This is a genomic window from Kamptonema formosum PCC 6407, from assembly GCF_000332155.1.
Taxonomy (GTDB): domain Bacteria; phylum Cyanobacteriota; class Cyanobacteriia; order Cyanobacteriales; family Microcoleaceae; genus Kamptonema; species Kamptonema formosum.
Genome location: NZ_KB235903.1, coordinates 325,523 through 344,215, shown reverse-complemented (window position 1 = coordinate 344,215; position 18,693 = coordinate 325,523). Strand labels below are relative to the sequence as shown.

The window sequence follows — 18,693 nt, the reverse complement described above, 5'->3', positions numbered from 1 at the left end:
CGTTAGTTAGTTGGGTGCATAGCAGCTAGGATTGAGCTAGCTCAAGGTTACACCAAAGCCCGTCACGCGGCGTTGCCTCTCAAAACCCCGATTGAGTCTTATGGCGCACTACCGCTCCAGTTTGTGTTTACTGACTTGCATTGTCTGTCTAAGCTTTGCCCCTACGGAGGGCAGGGGAGGAAGCGATCGCTCCTCTACAGGTTTGTACAATCAAATTCCCACCTCTGCAAGTGCGACAGGCGGGACTGAGGGCATAATTGCCAATTCCCAAGTAATTGTCTTTGGACTCGCCCCTGTTGCCGCTCAGGAGCCTTCTCCTGGGCAATCAAAACCTACCTCAACCCCTACTCCAGGGAAACCTACTCCCGCTCCCAAGCAAGAAAAAGCCAATTCCTCTAATTCTCGAATTCCAAAACCAGTAAGCTCTATCATTCGAGTTCTGCTAAAGCAGCGGAGCTTATTGTTGTTGAGTTTGGCAGCATTTTTAGTCACAGGTGCAGCAGTATTTATTTTGCTCAAACTTGTCAGTAGCGGCGAACCTGAGAATTTACAGCGAAAAGTCGCGATCGCTCGCAAACGCAAGCCTCAAAGAAATCAGCTCAGAAATAACTCTCCAGATGACCCAGAGGCAGCCGTTTTTCCGAATACAGTTAATGGAATTTATCCGCCACCCTATCCTCCGGCAATGCCTAGAAATCGCGCGATCGACAACTCCGATCGCCCTTCAACGTCGAGCTTTGAGCCTGACGAGCCCGAATCTGAAGCAGCGATAGGTGGTGACAATTCAGAGGATTTTACACCCGGAAATTATAGTAAAAACTACAGTGTTCCTGGCGTGGACTTGTCGGAAAAATTTAATCCAGCAGAGCCATTTAATCATACAGCAGATATTTTTGTTGAAGAAACCTCAGCTCCAAGTAAAATTAATCTTATTGACCAACTCATCAAAGATTTAGCTCACCCCCATCCCACCAAACGGCATAAAGCAATTTGGGAACTAGGCGATCGAGGAGATTCTAGAGCCATTGAACCCTTAGTAAATCTACTACTTAACTCGGACTCCAAGCAGCACAGCTTAATTTTGTCAAGTTTGTCAGAAATCGGCATTAAAACTCTCAAACCCATGAATCGCGCTTGGCTGATATCATTACAAAATGAAAGTGCCGAAGTCCGTAAAAATGCGATTCGGGATCTGACACGGATTTATGAGTTAGTCAATCAAGTTAGTCACTTATTGCAGCGGGCCGCCGACGATCCCGATGCAGAAGTTCAGGAAACAGCGCGTTGGGCTATAACTCAGTTAAACCGCAACCTTCCCCTTTCTGGGAATGATAAATCATCTCGGTCAAATTCCAGCAATTTAACTGATAATAACTCAGATAGTAGTTAGTTGCTAATTGCTAATTGCTAATTGCTAATTGCTAATTGCTAATTGCTAATTGCTAATTCAGGACTTATATCATGTCCGGCAAATTACTTACGATCTGTCATTGCGAGCGAAGCGAAGCAATCGCAGAGACCTTGCGATTGCTTCGCTTCGCTCGCAATGACAAGTATAGCAACCGCCAGGGCGGTTAGGGGCTAGGGGCTAGGGGCTAGGGAAAGAAGGAAAGAGAGGAAAGAGGGGAAGAGAGTCAATAGTTTGGGCCCTGAGTGAGTGTCTTAACCGTTGTGGCGGTTGCTATATTTAACCGGACATGATATTTATACCATTTCTCCAAAATCATGCAACAGTAGCCGCAGTAGGGTAATTGTATGAAGTTAATCGGAGCGTTGTGACTGTAGCAAAACTTTGGAGAAATGGTATTATTACGCACCCAACTAAAGAAACCGGGTTTTTTGACGAAAATATAGCAACCTTCTTGCTAGTGAGGACGTTCTGAGTTACTGAAACTCGCTGATTCTATTCCCTTGTTTCCCTTCTTCTCCTTCTCCCCTATCTTCCCCATCTCCCCCACTCCCCCATCTCCCCCATCTTCCCCATCTCCCCCATCTCCCCCATCTTCGCCCCTAGCCCCTAGCCCCTAGCCCCTAGCCCCTAGCTACAGATGCAAACTCAAAAGTTTATCAATCCAAATTGGGTCATTGCTTGGGGGCCAGCAGCGCGATCGCAGCCTGCTACCTGGGCAACTTCCGGTTTTGCGGCGATCGCAGTCCAGCCAACCTTCAGTCCTAGTCAGCGATTTGTGCTGGTGGGTGACTGCTGCTTCGATCGCTCAGTTCTACTCAAACAACTGACTAACGCAGATGGATTGAGCGATCTGGCGATCGTCGGGCAGCTATGGGAACAGTGGGGTACTGAAACACTGAGCTTGCTTGAAGGGCAGTTTGCCATTGTTATCTGGGATCGAGAACAACAAACCTTGTGTCTGGGGCGCGATCGCGTCGGGGCCAAAACGCTCTACTACACGACGACGGGAACGACTAGCTGGGTTGCGCCTCGACTGCGATCGCTCAATCTCTATCATCCTCAAGAACTCGACCCGATCGCTTTGCGAGATTATTTGTGCTGTGCGTTTGTACCCGGAACGCAAACGCTCTGGCAGGGAGTGCGAGAGTTACGGCCCGGTAGCTACCTGTGCTTACCGGTGGCCCAGCCACAGCGCTACTGGCAGCCGCAGGAGCAAATTACTAACGCCGATCGCCCGATGGAATGGCACGCTGGGCAGGTGCGATCGCTGTTGGAACAACTGGTACAGCAGGCGCTTCCGGCTGACAAACCAGTGGGAGCATACCTTTCAGGCGGTATTGACTCAAGCTGCGTGACCGCGATCGCAGCGCGGCTGCACGATCGTCCGGTTCATACTTTTTCGATTCACTTTGGCGCGGAGTATCCGAGTGAGATTGAATTTGCCAACATCGTAGCCGCACATTGTGGCACTGAACACCATATTTTAGAAGTTTCGCCGCAGCACATTTGGCAGTTGCTACCGGAAACGCTGGAGGCGATGGACGATCCAGTGGGGGAAGGCTTGACTGTGCCAAATTTGCTGCTAGCGCGATCGGCAAAGGAATTTGTGGATGTGGTGCTTAATGGCGAAGGCGGCGATCCCTGCTTTGGTGGGCCGAAAAATAAGCCGATGCTGCTAAATAGTTTGTACGGTTCGATTCATGGTGAAGGCGATGCGATCGCAGCTTACTTGACTTCTTTTCAGAAATGTTATGTCGATTTGCCGCGTTTGCTAAAGCCAGAAGTCTGGAATCTGGTAAAGGATGCGCCTTCCGTCTTTGGTGAGGAATTGCAACGGACAGAAACCACCTTTTTGAATCGACTGATGCGGCTAAATATTGAGTTTAAGGGAGCCGACTACATTTTAACCAAAGTGAATAATTTAACCACTGCTGCCGGATTGGAAGCGCGATCGCCCCTGTTCGATCCGCGCATGGTGGCGCTGAGTTTACAAATTCCCCCAGAATACAAGCTTTCCGGCGCACAAGAAAAAGCCGTCCTCAAAGCTGCTGTCGCCGATTTGCTACCCGATGCGATCGTCAATCGTCCGAAAAGCGGCATGGTAATGTCAATGCAGCAGTGGTTTTTGACGCATTGGCAGCGACAGGCGCGATCGCTGCTGCTGAATCGACGGGCTGCGATCGCGCCCTATCTCAATCAAGCGCTGATCCGGGAGTGGCTAAACTATCGCGGCGAAGTTTTTCCCCGCTATGGGTTGAAACTGTGGTTGCTGGTGACGCTGGAAATCTGGTTACAAGTGAATCGTCGTTAGGGTTATGATGTTAACAGGAGATAATGGTGCAGTTCCAATGACACAAGTTCTCTCAAGGGAAACTCTTGAACGGCGAGTAGTGCTTAACGGCACATGGGAGCAATTTAAGTTAATCCAGAAGGCTGTGGAAGATTCGCCCAAAGTGAAATTATCTTTTTTTGCAGGTGCGATCGAGATACTTATGCCGGGATTCGAGCACGAAAATTTTTCTGAAATTGTTGGCTACCTAGTGACAACTTTTCTGCTGATGAGAGGTGTCAAATTTTACCCTTCCGGTTCGATGACGCAGGAGAAGACGGGAGAAGCTTCAACTCAGGCAGACAAATCGTTTTGTTTGGGGGAAGTTAAATCGATTCCCGATTTGTCTATTGAGATAGTTTATACCAGTGGAGGATCGCGCAAGCTAGCAAAATATCTAGCTCTGGGCGTGCCAGAAGTGTGGTTTTGGGAGGATGGCACGTTGCGACTTTATCATCTGCGATCGCATGGTTATGAAGAAGTGGTTCGGAGCGAACTTTCAGGATTGGAAATGCTGGATATTGACCTGCTAAAACGCTGCATTTTGATGGGCGAGACTAATTTTGCTGAAGCGGTGCAGGTTTTCCAGCAGGGAATCTCGATTGTTTGCGAATGAATTGATTTAAGTCTGGCAGTTGCGTAATTCCTGTGACAATTTCAGTCTTTTTTAGGGGAGATGAATCTGATTACAAAGTTTGAAAACACGCCCTAACCAAAACTATCGGAGATAAAAACATAGCCGCCACCATACCCTACAGAATTATCCACTAATATTAAACCGTCATTGCTCTGCGGATCGCCACTTTGAGCAAGTCCATAGTTGACGACGCGCAACAACCGCTGCGGCGTAAACGATTCCAATTCAACAAAATTACCTGCATCCAACCACGCTAGTTCTTTAGCTGTTAAGCTTTGCCTCACGGTGTCAGGTAATTGACGGGCTGTTTCTGCCATTGCCACTGATTTTTGCACAAATAGATTGCTGGTTTCTAAGATTTGACGGGGAGAAATACCTAAATCAAAAATCGTTACTGATTGATTCGCAAACCAGTCTGGATTAGTTCGCAATTGATGTACTAAACTTACTCCAGAAGGGCTAGCATCGTGCAGCGCATACACTTTTAAATCGGCATTGCGACGTAGCATTTCTATCACCGTCTTGAAGATGCTTCGGGGATAGCCGCTGATGCTAAGAATCGCACAGTTATTTTCAAAATGGACGTTATTGGCAATTAGGAATTGAGTGATTTCGTCACTGTCACAAACAATAGCGCGATCGAAACTGTAGGCGCTGACTTCGCGATCGATGCTAGCAGGCAAAGCATTTTGACGAGGGGCACGCAGCAGTTTTTCTAATCTTCCGTTCACCTTTTGCCAGCTTCGCAGCCACCGATCGCTTTGTGCGGCATTGACTAGAAATACTTCAGGAATTCCGTGTTGACTGCGTTTTTGTGAAATACTGATTCCGTAGGAAAATAGCCCTAACAAACTCATTGTAAGAATAGCGTTAATGATATTACCACTCCCCCATACCAACAAGCCCAAAAATAAGTAGATAAAAATCCACAACCATCGGGGAGTTGAGGCGCGAGTTTTAAGGCGTTTATCAATAAAATACAAAAACTGTTTGGGCGTGAAGAATAATATATTTTGGCTAGAAATATCTTCGAGCGCCTTCTTGAAAAATGGATCTGTGAATGCTAATTTTTTATCGGTGACGGTAGTGGGTTCAAACACAAATGGATGATTGCAATTCTTACAGCGACCTGAGTTATTAGTACGATCGCGCAAATTGTTGTCGGTTCCACACTGGACGCATTTCATTCCCATTTCAGTCTCCTGATTAATTTAGAAGATTTGCCCGTTTAACAAGATAGAATAGTCTTCTCGCTGCCGAATTAATCGATGATGGTTGCCTTCAATTAATACCTCCGCAGGACGAGGACGATGCAGAAAATGCGACGACATCGCATAGCCGTAAGCCCCGCTATCCAAAATCGCGATCGCATCTCCAATTTTAAGTGAAGGTAGCCAACAATTTCGTCCCAAATAATCTCGCGAGTAAGTCGTGTTACCGCAAATATCCGTTTGATATCGCGATCGCGTACTGTCTCCCAAGCTAGATTCATTTTCCCAAACTGCGATCGCTCGATAGCCGCCATGTACCGCAGGCACAGATAAATTTGCCACAGTCGTATCCACGCCAACAATTTGCCGATCGCATTGCCACTTTACCGAGACAACTTTCGCCAGCATTACGCCGCAACCTGCGATCGCGGCTCGTCCGGGTTCGATTACTAACTCGATCGGGTGCGATCGCGCAGTCAGCTTTTGAGTAATGGCTGTACCAAACTCCCTCCAGTCAAAGGCCGCACCGCCTCGATAGGGATAGCCAAATCCACCACCAAAATCGAGCGATCGCCAATCAGGAAGCTGTTGGGCGATGGCTACGACGCGATCGATCGCGTCTATAAACGCACTGGTGGCGTTAGTCCCCGTCCCCCGGTAGAAGTGCAGTCCAGTAATTTTAAACCCATGCTGCTGTGCGATCGCGTTGGCCTTGTCAAATTCTGCGGGACGTACCCCAATACGGCTGTCTCCCGTTAATTCCGGTGAGTTGAGGCGCAGTCCGATTTCGGAATGAATCGATCGCGCTTGACTGCGGGAACAATCGCAAAAATCGTGAAGTTGCGACAGGCTATCGAAGTTGAATCGATTGATGTTCCAGTCGAGCAATTGCTGAATATCAACCCGGCTGAGGTTACTGCCAGTGTAGACGATGCGATCGCTCGTAAAACCAGCTTTCAGTCCCAAAAACACATCGCCCGGTGTATTCGCGTGTAGCCCCCAGCCAGCCTGCTGAATCAGTTGTAACAGAGCAATATTGCCGTTGGTGACGCTAGCAAAATGAAACTGAACCTGCGGATAGTCAATCGATCGCGCGATGCGATCGAGCGTCTGACGCAAGCGATCGCCCTGATACACATACAACGGAGAACCGTAAGCTGATAGCAATTCCTGCGCCAATGCTTGCGAGAATGGTGGCGAATGTATTTTAGCTTGCTCCTCAACCACAGATTCGCTCATTGCCGACTCCTTCGATACTTCCAAATCCTTTGCCCGATCGCAGGTGGTAGCCAAAAAACATGATCCAGCGATCGCTTAACCGGAATTTCTCCTAAAACTTCGGTTCGCCATGCCTGCCACATCAGCAGCAGCCAAAGATTATTACCAATATAGCGATCGCGCATAGCAATTCCAAGTCCTCCAGATAGCATCGCGTCGGCTAAATAAGGCTGCCAGCGATTTTCAGACCGCAACACATTCGGATTCAGCCACCGGCCGATCGCACCCCAAAACTCGCGATAGTACCAAACCTTTAACGGAACGCCCATCCCGCGCTTTTCGCGCCAGACAATTTCCGGGGGCAACCAGCGATCGGCCGCTTTTTTGAGAATGTATTTTTCGCAAGCGCCTTGCAGCAAAAGCTCTCCAGGTAATTGAAACGTCCAGGCCGTCAGGTCGGGGTCACAAAATGGCGATCGCACCCATAACCCATGTGCAAACCCTAATGCTGTTGCCCTGGGCTGAATATTTTGTGCGCCTTTAAGCATCAGCGAAGCTCGTCTAAGCCTTGCCAGCAAAGAAGGGCAGGCTGCCGTTGCGATCGCATCTTTTAAATAAACGCTCAAATCGCGATCTTGAATTTGGGCTAAGAGTGCGGGTGAAAATATATGCGATTCATATCCATAAAATCGCTGAAATGTCCGCAAATACTGCTGCTCAAAGGTTTCCCCTGCGGTAGGATGCTCCCGATCGTAAACTCCGTTGGCAATCAAGGGTTTGTTCGTCCATCCAGCAAATAGCTGATCGCCATTCTCGCCGTTGAATATCACCCGCACGTCTTGCGCCGCTGCTTGTTTGAGTAAGAATAGCGGGCCAGTTGTGCCATCTCCATAGGGCAAATCCAGGGCTTTAGCGGTCGCTCCTAGCGCCTGTAACAGGCGATCGCCTGTTGCTACCACTCGCACCAGCGGAATCTGTAAAAAGTCCGCTACCTGCTGAGCATAGGGCAATTCTGAATAGCCTTCTACGCCAAAATCGAGGCTATAGGCCCGCACCTGCAAACCCGCCTCAACCAGCAACGCCGTCACCAGTGAAGAATCTATGCCACCTGAGAGCAAAACGCCAACGGGTTCATCGATCGGCAAATCTGCCACCTGTCGCGCGATCGCCTGCTGTAAAAGCACTCGCAACTGCGCGATCGCCTCGTCTTCACGCCGCAGTAGTTGGGGCGCTTCCTGCCAAGCGGAGTGCAGCGATCGCACCTTTGGCAAGGACATCGCATTCCCATCTGCCACTTGCCAAATCATCTCGGTTCCCGCTGCTACGGATGCAATTGACTCGATCGGCGTTAGTGGTGTGGGTACGTAGGAAAAACAAGCATAGCTGTGTAGAGCGATCGCGCTAACTTGAGGAGAGGGAATCAGCGGTGACAGCAGTTGCAGGCGCGTCGCAAACCAAATTGTTTCTCCTAACTGCATCCAGTACAGGGGTACTCGCCCAAACGGATCGCGCCCTAGTCTTAGCTGTCTCGCTTCCACCGCCACCCAAGCATCTCCCGGCAAATCGGTTGGCTGCTTGCGCCCACAAGCATTAAGTGTCACTTGGTTAGCATCGATCGCCGAAGTAGATGCGATCGCCCACTCTAATTGCGTGTCTGTCTCAGATAGTTGGCACTCTCGGATGCCATAGTCAGGTACTAAACGTCGCAGCATTTCAGTACGGGAAACGAAGCTATCCCGCAGGGAATCGCCCCGTCCCCAATAGCCTACAAACTGTGAAGGTTTACCGAGATCGCCCATCTACTGCACCGTAAACGGCTGAGTGCTGAGAATGCGCCCATCCAGCGACATCCGCACTTCCCAATTTCCTTGGGGGGAAGCAGAGTCGAGATTATAAAAGCAGTAGGTATTCCAAATCGGTGTAGCGATCGCGCGAGTTTGATACCGCCCTTGATGTACAGTTTGACCGCTGGGATCGATCCAGTCGCATTGCAGAGATAACTGACGATCGATCGGAGCATTTTTTAATGTAACTTGGTAGTAAACGCGGGGATTTGTTTGACGGCTGACTTGAGAGAGGTTGTCACCACTGGTTTTAGATAGAGCAATCCGGTCTTGTCCTGCAACAACTTGAGCGATTTGTTGCTGCCAATTTTGCCAAAACAGAACACCTAGAGCGATCGCTGCGATTATTACTGCTGTCGTGGCGATCGCGATCCAGCGGTTCCTTCGCTGGCGTTGTTCTAGCACTTTGCGACGCTGCAACTGCGCGATCGCATCTTCTAGAAGCTCGTCAGGAAGATTCAACTCTTGTAAAATTTCTCTTACTTGCTCTGGAGATAATTCTGACTCGCGCCGCTGCGATAACTTTTCGATCTCAGCGATCGCCTGTGCCAATTGAGTTTCGGTGAGTCGAGGTACCATAGACTTCGAGCGCGATCGCGTAAACGAATCTATAATATTCTACGCTTAATGTGCCACTTTTTCTATGACCGGAATCATCTATGATTAAAGCTAACTCTATTCGATTTTATCATGCTTTTCACTAATGCTTAATTTTAAGTTTCACAGGACTTACACTTATGGCTCCAGAAACCGGGTTTTTGAGAGCACCTGTGGGTTCTGGCGAAGTATTTTCGTAAAAAACCCGGTTTCTTTGGTTGGGTGCGTAATATCATGTCCGGCAAATTACTTACGATCTGATCTGTCATTGCGAGCGAAGCGAAGCAATCGCAGAGACTAGGCGATTGCTTCGCTTCGCTCGCAATGACAAGTATTTAACATGACAAGTATTTAACATGACAAGTATTTAACCGGACATGATATCAGTCCTGTCTCATTAGCCACTAACCATTAGCCACTAACCATTAGCCATTACGCATTACCAATTATGATCGCGGATTTTACCGATTACACGGATTACACGGATTAGTTAGAGTCACGATCGTTTAGTTTGTGAAATCAGAGTCATCTGTAAAATCTGTGTATCCCAATTACCCATTACCAATTACCAATTACCAATTACCAAATTATATGAAATTATTATTAATGTCAACATCAGTTGGATCGCTCGGTTCTGGACTAGGCGGCGGAGTCGAATTAACCTTATTTAATATGGCCTTTGAATTGAAACGTCGCGGCATAAAAATAGACGTTGTAGCTCCCAGTGGCTCCATTTTAACAGCAATTCCCGTCATCCAAATTGCCGGAGAACTCCAAACTCCTGCCCAAACTCAAGATCGCAATACACCGATTGTCATGCCGGGAGATTCAGTCATTGCCAATATGTGGGAATACGCGAGAAAAGTTCAAAATGAATATGATTTAATCCTTAACTTTGCCTACGATTGGCTACCATTTTATTTAACCCCATTTTTTAACATTCCTATCGCTCATGTGGTCAGCATGGGTTCCCTTTCAGAAACAATAGATCGCATACTAGAACAAATAGCAAGTCAATTTCCTGGTACAATAGGAGTCTGCACAGAAGCACAAGCAGCAACTTTTTCCTTTGCCAAGGAGTGCAGAATTTTGAGCAGCGGCTTTGACTTATCTTTATACCAATTTTGTCCTCAACCAGAGTTTCAATTAGCATGGTTAGGTCGTATTTCTCCCGAAAAAGGTTTAGAAGATGCAGTTGCAGCCGCTCAAATTACTGGTATTCCCCTTAAAATTATGGGAAAAATTCAAGATGAAAACTACTGGCAGAAAATTTGTGCAGATTACCCCCAAGCTCCGGTAAAATATTTAGGATTTCTGACAACAGCTAAACTACAAGCAGAACTCGGTAACTGTAAAGCGTTATTGATGACACCGCGTTGGGTTGAAGCTTTCGGGAATGTGGCGATCGAAGCTTTAGCTTGTGGAGTACCCGTGATTTCCTACCGCCGAGGTGGGCCAGCGGAGATTGTTTGCGATGGACAGACAGGGTTTTTAGTAGAACCCGACAGTGTAGAAGGATTGGTAGATGCGATCGCCCGTCTAGATGAAATTGACCGTCATGCTTGCCGACAACAAGCAGAGATAGAATACTCTCTAGAAGCTTTAGGTTCGCGCCTTGAAGATTGGTTCAAATCTATTTTAGATAAAACTTATGCACCGATCGCGTAACGCCGCCACGCCGCTAAGTAGGTGGACAAAAATAAACAATGACTAACTACGTTTTTTTATGTCCGACTATTTATCTTAGCGGTGACTTTACCGCCAAGACGGTTGCTGTACAACCATGTGTAAGTCCTATTAGATTGAAGGTTTGCTAAGCGTTAATTAAGGAAGAAAATAACTATGAGCAATGACACTTTAGTGCTTTTATCAAGTAGAGAATTGGAAAAAATGCGTAACGCCGGACGTTTAGCGGCGGAACTCCTTAACCATCTCGAACCAATGGTAAAACCAGGAGTTAGCACTCTCGAACTTAACGACGAAGCGGAACGCTGGACTTTAGCTCATGGTGCTAAAAGCGCACCTTTAGGCTATAAAGGATTTCCTAAATCTATCTGCACTAGCGTCAATGAAGTAGTATGTCATGGCATCCCCAATGCTAAACAAATTCTGAAAGAAGGCGATATTATTAATATCGATGTAACGCCAATTGTTGAAGGTTTTCATGGTGATACTTCTAAAACTTTTTTTGTAGGAAAACCTGCACCAAAAACAAAGAAACTGGTAGAAGTAACAGAGGAATGTCTCAGAAGAGGAATTGCGGAAGTGAAGCCAGGAGCTCGCATCGGTGACATCGGCGCAGCTATCCAAGAATATGCTGAAGCTGAAGGATTTTCTGTAGTGCAGAATTTCGCAGGACATGGAATCCACCGTATTTTCCACACTGTGCCGGAAATTTTACACTACGGCAAGCGGGGGACGGGTAAACGTCTCAGACAAGGGATGGTGTTTACGATTGAGCCAATGATTAATGAGGGTACTTGGGAAGTTGAGATCCTTGATGACGGTTGGACTGCTGTCACCCAAGATGGTAAGCTTACTGCTCAATTTGAGCATACTGTAGCTGTTACTGAGTCTGGTGTGGAAATTCTAACTTTGCCTTGAGATACTGTTAACTGTTAACTGTTAACTGTTAACTGTTAACAAATTCCTAATTACTAATTAAAAATAGTACATACTCAATTGAAAACGGCTATATGAGTGAAAGAAAGTGGCTGCAACGCGGGGATTTGCTGCGGGTAATTGCTCCGAGTGGTTGTTTGCGAGAATTTAAAGCTTTTGATAAAGGTGTTGAAATTTGGCGATCGCATGGCTATAGAGTTGAACTTACCCCCGGTTTTGACTCCCGCTGGGGTTATTTAGCCGGAACCGATGACACCCGCCTAGACCAACTCACTGATGCTCTCAAAGATGCAGAATGTCGTGCAATTCTCTGTGCTAGAGGTGGTTATGGCAGCACTCGCTTATTAGAGCTCTTGAGCAGGGGAACTCTTGAGCGGGGGAGCAGAGGAGCGGGGGAGCAGGGGAGCGGGGGAGCAGAGGAGCAGAGGAGCAGGGAAGCATTACCAATTACCAATTACCAATTACCAATTACCAATTACCAATTACCAATTACCAAATGGTTGATTGGCTTTTCTGACATTACGGCTTTACTTTGGAGTCAGGCTCATCTTGGTATTTGGGGCGTTCATGGCCCCCTGCTGACAACTTTAGCCTCTGAGCCAGACTGGTCTGTTGAGCGATTATTTGACTTAGTGGAAGGCCGAGCTTTAAAACCTTTACAGGGTAAAGGTTGGGGAGGTGGACGAGCAACGGGCGTTTTATTGCCGGCAAATCTTACTGTTGCTACTCACCTGTTAGGAACTCCCTATCAACCAAATTTAACTAATGCGATTCTCGCTTTTGAAGATGTTACTGAGGCTCCTTACCGGATCGATCGAATGTTGACTCAGTGGCGGATGATGGGGGCTTTTTCAGGGGTTCGAGGTATTGCTTTAGGGCGATTTAGCCGCTGCGAGGCGACTCCTGATATTCTTAGTTTTACCGTTGAAGAAGTATTGCGCGATCGCCTAGCGGATTTAAATATCCCCATTGTCTCTGACCTACCCTTCGGTCACGATGGCCCCAATGCTGCTCTACCTGTGGGAATACCCGCTGAGCTTGACGGTGACTCTGGAATTCTAAGTTGCGGCTAGGATTAAACGTAGGGTGGGCGCTGTCACTGAAGAATATCGATCGCTGCGGATATAAATTATGCCAAATCCGGGTTTACTACCCCTTTTATTGTCATTGCGAGCGGAGCGAAGCAATCGCCTAGTCTCTGCGATTGCTTCGCTCCGCTCGCAATGACGACAGAATTACTAATAAAGGGGATGACTAACCCGGTTTTGGTATTATGCCAGCGCCCAGCTACCAATTTATGGCTAGAAATTATAACTTTATTTCTCTAATTTTGACTCCGTAAATAGCCCGGTTGAGGGAGGTAAACACTGTATTAAGTAAATTAGATTGAGACTAGGTTATAAATTTAGATGCAGGCGAATCAAAGGCAGAGATTTTCGCTGTTTGGAGGCTCTATGAAAGGACGTAAATTTTTCAGTAGTATTGCTGCAAGCGTATTAATTGCAGGCATGGCGCTAACAGGCATTTCCTCAAGCGCTGGGGCCGAAGAGGTGCGGAATAACGATCCTATTGAGGGCGTAATTCGCAGTAACTCTCCTACCTACCGCTTTCGGAATATGTGGAGTCCAGGCACGCCTGTGGAGCAATTGCGCGGTCAAGAGTACACTTTTAGCGCTGAGGCTGGAGAGGAAATTGAAGTCAATTTAGATATGGATAGAGGCGGCTTTTCTCCAGTATTAGTTTTGTTCCATGCCGATAGTAACAAACAATTGGCTTATTCCCAAGAGAATTCTTTTACCTATCGCATACCCAGATCTGGCGAGTACAAACTCCTGGTTTTGGCTAAAGATGCTTCCCGTAATAGTAGATATACCTTAGAAGTTTCGGGTATTGATGGCGATCGCGATCGCGATACTAGAAATAGCCGGAACAATCGGAGAGATGACAGTAGCGATGACAGGGAACAGTTTCTAGAAGATGAGTTTGGACTGCGACCCTTGGACTGCCGTTTGAGGCGTACTATGGTCAGGGTAACGTTTAGTGAAGATGGTGACGAGTCTACCCATTGCGCTCAACCGACTCGTGCTATCCCTGCCGGGGATTATAATTACAATGCTCGCACTAAAGATTTAGACTCTGTTACGGCGGAAGACCCTAGAGATCGATGCCGGGTGTCTGTAGGCGGGGTCTGTATTAGCAGGTAAATAGATAATGATGGCTAGGTGCATATACTAGCCTTCGCGTTTTTTTATGAGGGTGATGAGGTGCGATCGCAAACTACTGCTCCGTTTCATTCAAATCACTTAAAAGTGTTGCCACTGCTGATGCTTGCTCTGGATACAGCCGCGCTAAATATTCACACATTTGATAGGCAGTATCTAAATAGTATGCACAGGGAATTAACAAGCGTTTAAAATTTACTCGATCGCCTGTTTGAGCGAACAATAAGGCAATGTCACGTAAGTGCGTGTTAAGGTCGCTAAGCATTGCCTCTAATGTTCTTAGAGCCTCCTCACCTTTTCCTGCTATTGCTTGTATTTGAGCAATTCTCTTGAGCGCTTCCAAGCGTTTTTGTTCATCCTCAATTTTTTCTTTAGCTGCAAGGGCGATATCAAGAGTTGTAACTTGTTGTCCTTTTTTGAACTGCTCGCAGGCAATTGCCAAAAACGTGCTTATTTTCTGGTATCCATCTTCTATATCGTTGCTAATTTTAATAGCAGTGGAAAATTCCCCTACTTCTGCATATCCTCTAGCTATTATAGAGAAATCTTTATCACGATCCCGTGTATTTTTTATTTGTGCAGCTTCAAGAAGAGCGGCAAAATTTGCTAAGGCTGCTTCGGTTTCTCCTACAGCCGATCGTGCCACTGCTATAATAGTCAAAAGCTGAACCTTGTCTGCAAAAAGTAGCAGCTTAGGATCGGCATTTTTATCATATTCATCAGCCTTATTCAGGACTATCTTGTATTTCTCTATTTGCTCTGGCTCTGCCTCTATCTGTAACTGTGCTATACTTATGAGCGCATTAACGCGAAAGTATGGCATTCGGATTGCTTCCAATGTTTTGAGAGCAACGTCAAACTCTCCTAACCTTGCCTGTGCTTCTGCTATTAATCCGAAACTTTTTGAGCGTTGGTGTTCTTGGTTGTCACTAATCTGTTGTGCAATTTCACAAGCGCGATCGCAAATATCTTTTGCCTCTTGTATTTTTTCTGCTTCTACGAGTATTTGTACTAATATTCCTGCTAGTACATTTGCTGTTGCCACCGGATTATCCATACTTTGTGCGATTTCGTAGGCAATACTAGCGGTAGTCACTCCTACTTCTTTCTGAGCATTTTTTACCTGTACTTCTGCTATCCTCGCTAGGGCTAATAACCTGATAAAGGAGATTGAAGCTTCAAGGGGTTTTTCAATTTTAAAGACATTAGAAAAAGTAGCTCGTGCTGCTTCAGTTTGTCCAGCTTGTGCCTGTACCTCTGCTATTACTCCTAAAGTTTTCGCTTGCATTAATGGAATATCTATTTCTGTAGCTATCTCGAAGGCAGTAGTAAACTCTTCTGCTTTTGCGTATGTCTCTGCTATTGTTGATAAAACTTCTACTTTTGCGTATGCCTCTGCTATTGTTGATAAAACTTCATGCTTCCGCTCTTTACCGCAAACCTTGTCCTTGATTTTCAACAGGGCGGGAAAATTTTTCACTTGCGCTTGTACCCTTACTATTCCTACCAAAGCCTCCATTTGTTCTGCGTTACTCTCAATCTGTTCAGCAATTTTAAGTGCATCATCAGTAAATGGGCTTGCCTGAGCTTTAGCTATTGCAATTCCACAAAAAGCCTTTGCTCTATACCTTAGCCAATCAATCCGGCTTGCCGTTTCAAACGCACCAGTAAAATTTCTTCCCTCAGCTTGCGATATAGCAATTGCAGATAAAGCCTGTAATTGATAATCTTTAATCTCAATTTCTTCAACAGTTTCTAGTGCAATGGTAGTAAATTCCCTCACTTTGGCTTGCTCTATCGCTATTGTCTTTAAGGCGTATGCTTGTCTGTCTAAAAAGTCGATTTTTTTAGCCGTTTCACGAGCATCGTCAAATTCTCTTACTTCAGCTTGCGATATAGCAATATTTACTAGAGTATGAGTTCGATTCTCTTGGTCTGCAATACCATTTACTATTTCTATAATTCTTGCAAAAATATCTTTGATTTCTTTGCTTTTATTTCCGATTTTGAACAAGACTTTAGCTATATCTATATTTATAAATAATATCTCTATACGTATAAAAATATTTTCAATTTCTTGTGGTTGACAGTCAATTTTTTTTAGCGTCGCGAGCGCTTCTTCAAATATTCCTACCTCTGCCTGAAGATTTGCTAGATAAACAAACGCACGTGCTCGATCTAAAGGGTTGTATATGTTATTATCTGCTGTTTCAATAGCTTCAGTCAAAATGGCTTGTGCTGATTCTCCGTTGCCAACTTCTATTTGGGCTGTTGCTATTTTCCCTATCAATCTTTCCCAGTCTAAGGTTGAAACAAGTGTTTTTACAATCTCACGAGCGTTGGTAAAGGTAGCAGAATATTCTATATCTCCTTTCTGCACCTGCGCTTTTGCTATATTTAGTAGATAGTCTACTTGCATTGACTCCGGTCTAATACTCTCGACAGTTTTTAGGGCAGCAGCAAAGTTACCACGATCGCTGAGATTAGCACACAAAATATAGCGATAGTAATTATCAAAAAGCTTTTGCTCTAAAGAAGTACAGATATCCTCACTCACTTCAAAAACATGAGCAAGTAGGTAAATAAAATACTTGCTTTGCCACGCTATATCTGGATAAGTTGATAAACGAGGCAATTCCTGCTCCTGCAATCGCTTCAGTGTTTCCCGTGCTTCCTCAAATCTGCCTGTATCTTTCAATTCCCACGCCAGCAATAAATACCACAATATACGCCGCTCGATTTCATATAAATCTGTCAGTCTCCAAGCTCCTCCTAAATTGCCTTTCCGCAAAGCATCTAGGGGTGAATCTTGGGCTGTTGTCTGTACCAGCCGCCGTGCGTGTAACAGCATAAACTCTGCCATTTCTCCTGCTTTGTCTTCCTCCGCTGCCGCTAACAAGGCAGTCTGCACCGTCTTTAAATGCAAGTCAGGCTCATTGGGAAACTGTTTAATAGAGTGCGAGTAAAAGTCTTCGTTACGTGCGATCGCATACAACTCCTCCCAGTCCTTCACATCCCACAAGTGTTCCGCATAATGCCGGAACGCATAAGGACTCTGGTATTTCTCCCACTGAGCGCAATATTTAATCAGTTCCTGATGAGATTTTTTGGTATCCGCTTGGATTTCAGGCAGGACGGCAAATTGTTCGGCTAATGTCGAATGAGCGAAAGAGAATACGAGACAGTCCTCTAACTGACGAATTTTGAACCATCGACTTACCTGCCACGGCAGTCCGACTGGACTTTCTCCCATGAGTTCTACTAAATCGTAGGAAGATAGCTCTCCTTTGGCAATAGTCAGAAAATAGAATATCTTTCGCCTATGTCGGTGAGAACGCCAATCTTCGGATCGATCTAAAGCTTGGTACTGCTGACGAATGTACTCAGGAAAGCCTTTGGGTGTTGCTGCAAGTGTTTTGCGGATTGCACTTTCCTCACCCTGTTGTGCTACTTCTAACAACTCATCGATCAAGTATTTAAGAAAAAGTGGTATTCCGTCAGTGCGATCACACACCTGCGCCACAAAAGTTTCGTCCTGTGCCAGAGTTACTAACTCACCCTTACCAGTTTTTCGTAACCAGTCTGCGATCGCACAACGGGGTAAAGAATCGAGGTGTATCGGCTTAACATCATTTGTCCAACCAGACAAGCCTTCTGGCTGCTCCCCTTTAGAGGCTCTCGCTGAAGCAATAACAAATACATTCTGAGGCAAAGGAGTAGGAAAGGGTGGTAGGAAGAAACCATCGGCTTCATCTAAACCATCTAGGACAACAACTAAAGAGTTTCCTTTCCAGTCTTTAACAATGTCACGAAGAGCATCCCGCAACTCATTTTTATCGTGGGGCAACGGTTTACTCAATTTGCAGTAATTATAAAGTTGTTGCAGCAGATTGCGATAGGCATTAACGACTGAACGGGTAATTTCATCACGTTGACTGAAAAAGTGATAAGCGATAAAACAATCGTTTCCCTGGCGTGATTTTACCCAGTTTGCTAACAGTGCTGTTTTACCAAAACCCGCCTTGGCGGTAATAATTTTCCATCTGTTGTCAGATTGACTTAAGAACTCATTCAGGAGTTCTAGCATCTCGGAACGTCCAACAAATAGCTTGGTGTATTCCTCAACGAGTGCCAAGGTCCGATCGCTGACTTCCGAACCTCCAAAAGATCGTATCTCAGTCTTAATATGATTTGTCTGTTCAGACTGTGGTGGATCTTCTTTAATCTCTTCCCAATTCAGTCCTAATATCTCACAGTAAGCCTTAAATGCTCTTGTCTTTATGGGTAGTTTTCTATAAAAATGATTCCAAGTTCCATAGGAAATTCCCTTTACTTTTAATTCTTCGATTTCAGATTCGATTTTTTTATAAGTGGTAGATCTATAAGCTAGAAATATTTTATCAAGAAATTTTTTATCAAAAAGGTTACAGCTTTCAAGTTGTCGGCGCTTTAATTGCGTCTCTTCCGTCCATTCTTTTTCACGAAAATATGACAACACGATCCAGCGACTCGCTTCTTGAATAGCTTGACTATTCTCACATTTAGTCCATTCTTTTTTTTCTAACGCACTCTCAATTTTTTTTTTCCTTCTTCAGAAGCTTT

12 protein-coding genes are annotated in these 18,693 nt (G+C 45.7%); 7 read left to right on the top strand and 5 right to left on the bottom strand.

Annotated elements, in window-relative coordinates; genetic code table 11:
- The first annotated feature begins 100 nt into the window (after positions 1-100).
- The 3 genes from OSCIL6407_RS0106645 to OSCIL6407_RS0106635 all read left to right on the top strand — a co-directional run bounded on the left by OSCIL6407_RS0106645 (position 101) and on the right by OSCIL6407_RS0106635 (position 4,356).
- Positions 101-1,390, top strand: coding sequence for a HEAT repeat domain-containing protein (locus OSCIL6407_RS0106645; protein ID WP_007355543.1), 1,290 nt, complete (start codon positions 101-103; stop codon positions 1,388-1,390).
- A 658-nt stretch (positions 1,391-2,048) separates the two neighbouring features.
- Positions 2,049-3,722, top strand: a complete 1,674-nt coding sequence (locus tag OSCIL6407_RS0106640; RefSeq protein WP_007355089.1) for an asparagine synthetase B family protein — start codon at positions 2,049-2,051, stop codon at positions 3,720-3,722.
- A 37-nt stretch (positions 3,723-3,759) separates the two neighbouring features.
- Complete coding sequence (locus OSCIL6407_RS0106635) at positions 3,760-4,356, top strand: Uma2 family endonuclease (protein WP_039962159.1); 597 nt, start codon at positions 3,760-3,762, stop codon at positions 4,354-4,356.
- A gap of 92 nt (positions 4,357-4,448) precedes the next feature.
- On the opposite strand, the gene OSCIL6407_RS0106630 is transcribed toward OSCIL6407_RS0106635, so the two are convergent.
- The 4 genes from OSCIL6407_RS0106630 to OSCIL6407_RS0106615 are packed head-to-tail and all read right to left on the bottom strand — an operon-like array spanning position 4,449 to position 9,229.
- Positions 4,449-5,564 (bottom strand): toprim domain-containing protein, encoded by a 1,116-nt coding sequence (locus tag OSCIL6407_RS0106630; RefSeq protein ID WP_234708742.1) that lies wholly within the window; start codon positions 5,562-5,564, stop codon positions 4,449-4,451.
- Positions 5,565-5,588: 24 nt separating this feature from the next.
- The gene (locus tag OSCIL6407_RS0106625; RefSeq protein ID WP_007355086.1) at positions 5,589-6,827 is read right to left on the bottom strand and encodes a diaminopimelate decarboxylase family protein; all 1,239 of its coding nucleotides are present in this window, start codon (positions 6,825-6,827) and stop codon (positions 5,589-5,591) included.
- Positions 6,824-8,605: an asparagine synthetase B family protein gene (locus OSCIL6407_RS0106620; RefSeq protein ID WP_007355085.1), complete on the bottom strand. Its 1,782-nt coding sequence runs from the start codon at positions 8,603-8,605 to the stop codon at positions 6,824-6,826. Before OSCIL6407_RS0106620 ends, OSCIL6407_RS0106625 begins: the two co-directional genes overlap by 4 nt.
- A complete protein-coding gene (locus tag OSCIL6407_RS0106615; protein WP_007355084.1) occupies positions 8,606-9,229 on the bottom strand; it encodes a hypothetical protein in 624 nt (207 codons plus the stop codon).
- 609 nt (positions 9,230-9,838) lie between these two features.
- Here OSCIL6407_RS0106615 and OSCIL6407_RS0106610 point away from each other — a divergent pair.
- From OSCIL6407_RS0106610 to OSCIL6407_RS0106595, 4 genes are all read left to right on the top strand, one after another.
- Positions 9,839-10,915 (top strand): glycosyltransferase family 4 protein, encoded by a 1,077-nt coding sequence (locus tag OSCIL6407_RS0106610; protein ID WP_039962154.1) that lies wholly within the window; start codon positions 9,839-9,841, stop codon positions 10,913-10,915.
- Between the two features lie 174 nt (positions 10,916-11,089).
- Positions 11,090-11,851, top strand: a complete 762-nt coding sequence (gene map / locus OSCIL6407_RS0106605) for a type I methionyl aminopeptidase (RefSeq protein ID WP_007355082.1) — start codon at positions 11,090-11,092, stop codon at positions 11,849-11,851.
- A gap of 92 nt (positions 11,852-11,943) precedes the next feature.
- Positions 11,944-12,942, top strand: a complete 999-nt coding sequence (locus OSCIL6407_RS0106600; protein ID WP_007355081.1) for a S66 peptidase family protein — start codon at positions 11,944-11,946, stop codon at positions 12,940-12,942.
- A 381-nt stretch (positions 12,943-13,323) separates the two neighbouring features.
- Positions 13,324-14,073 carry a hypothetical protein gene (locus OSCIL6407_RS0106595; RefSeq protein WP_007355080.1) on the top strand — a complete coding sequence of 250 codons (750 nt, stop codon included), beginning with the start codon at positions 13,324-13,326 and terminating at the stop codon, positions 14,071-14,073.
- Positions 14,074-14,146: 73 nt separating this feature from the next.
- On the opposite strand, the gene OSCIL6407_RS0106590 is transcribed toward OSCIL6407_RS0106595, so the two are convergent.
- Positions 14,147-18,589, bottom strand: coding sequence for a P-loop domain-containing protein (locus tag OSCIL6407_RS0106590; RefSeq protein WP_007355079.1), 4,443 nt, complete (start codon positions 18,587-18,589; stop codon positions 14,147-14,149).
- Between the last annotated feature and the right edge of the window lie 104 nt (positions 18,590-18,693).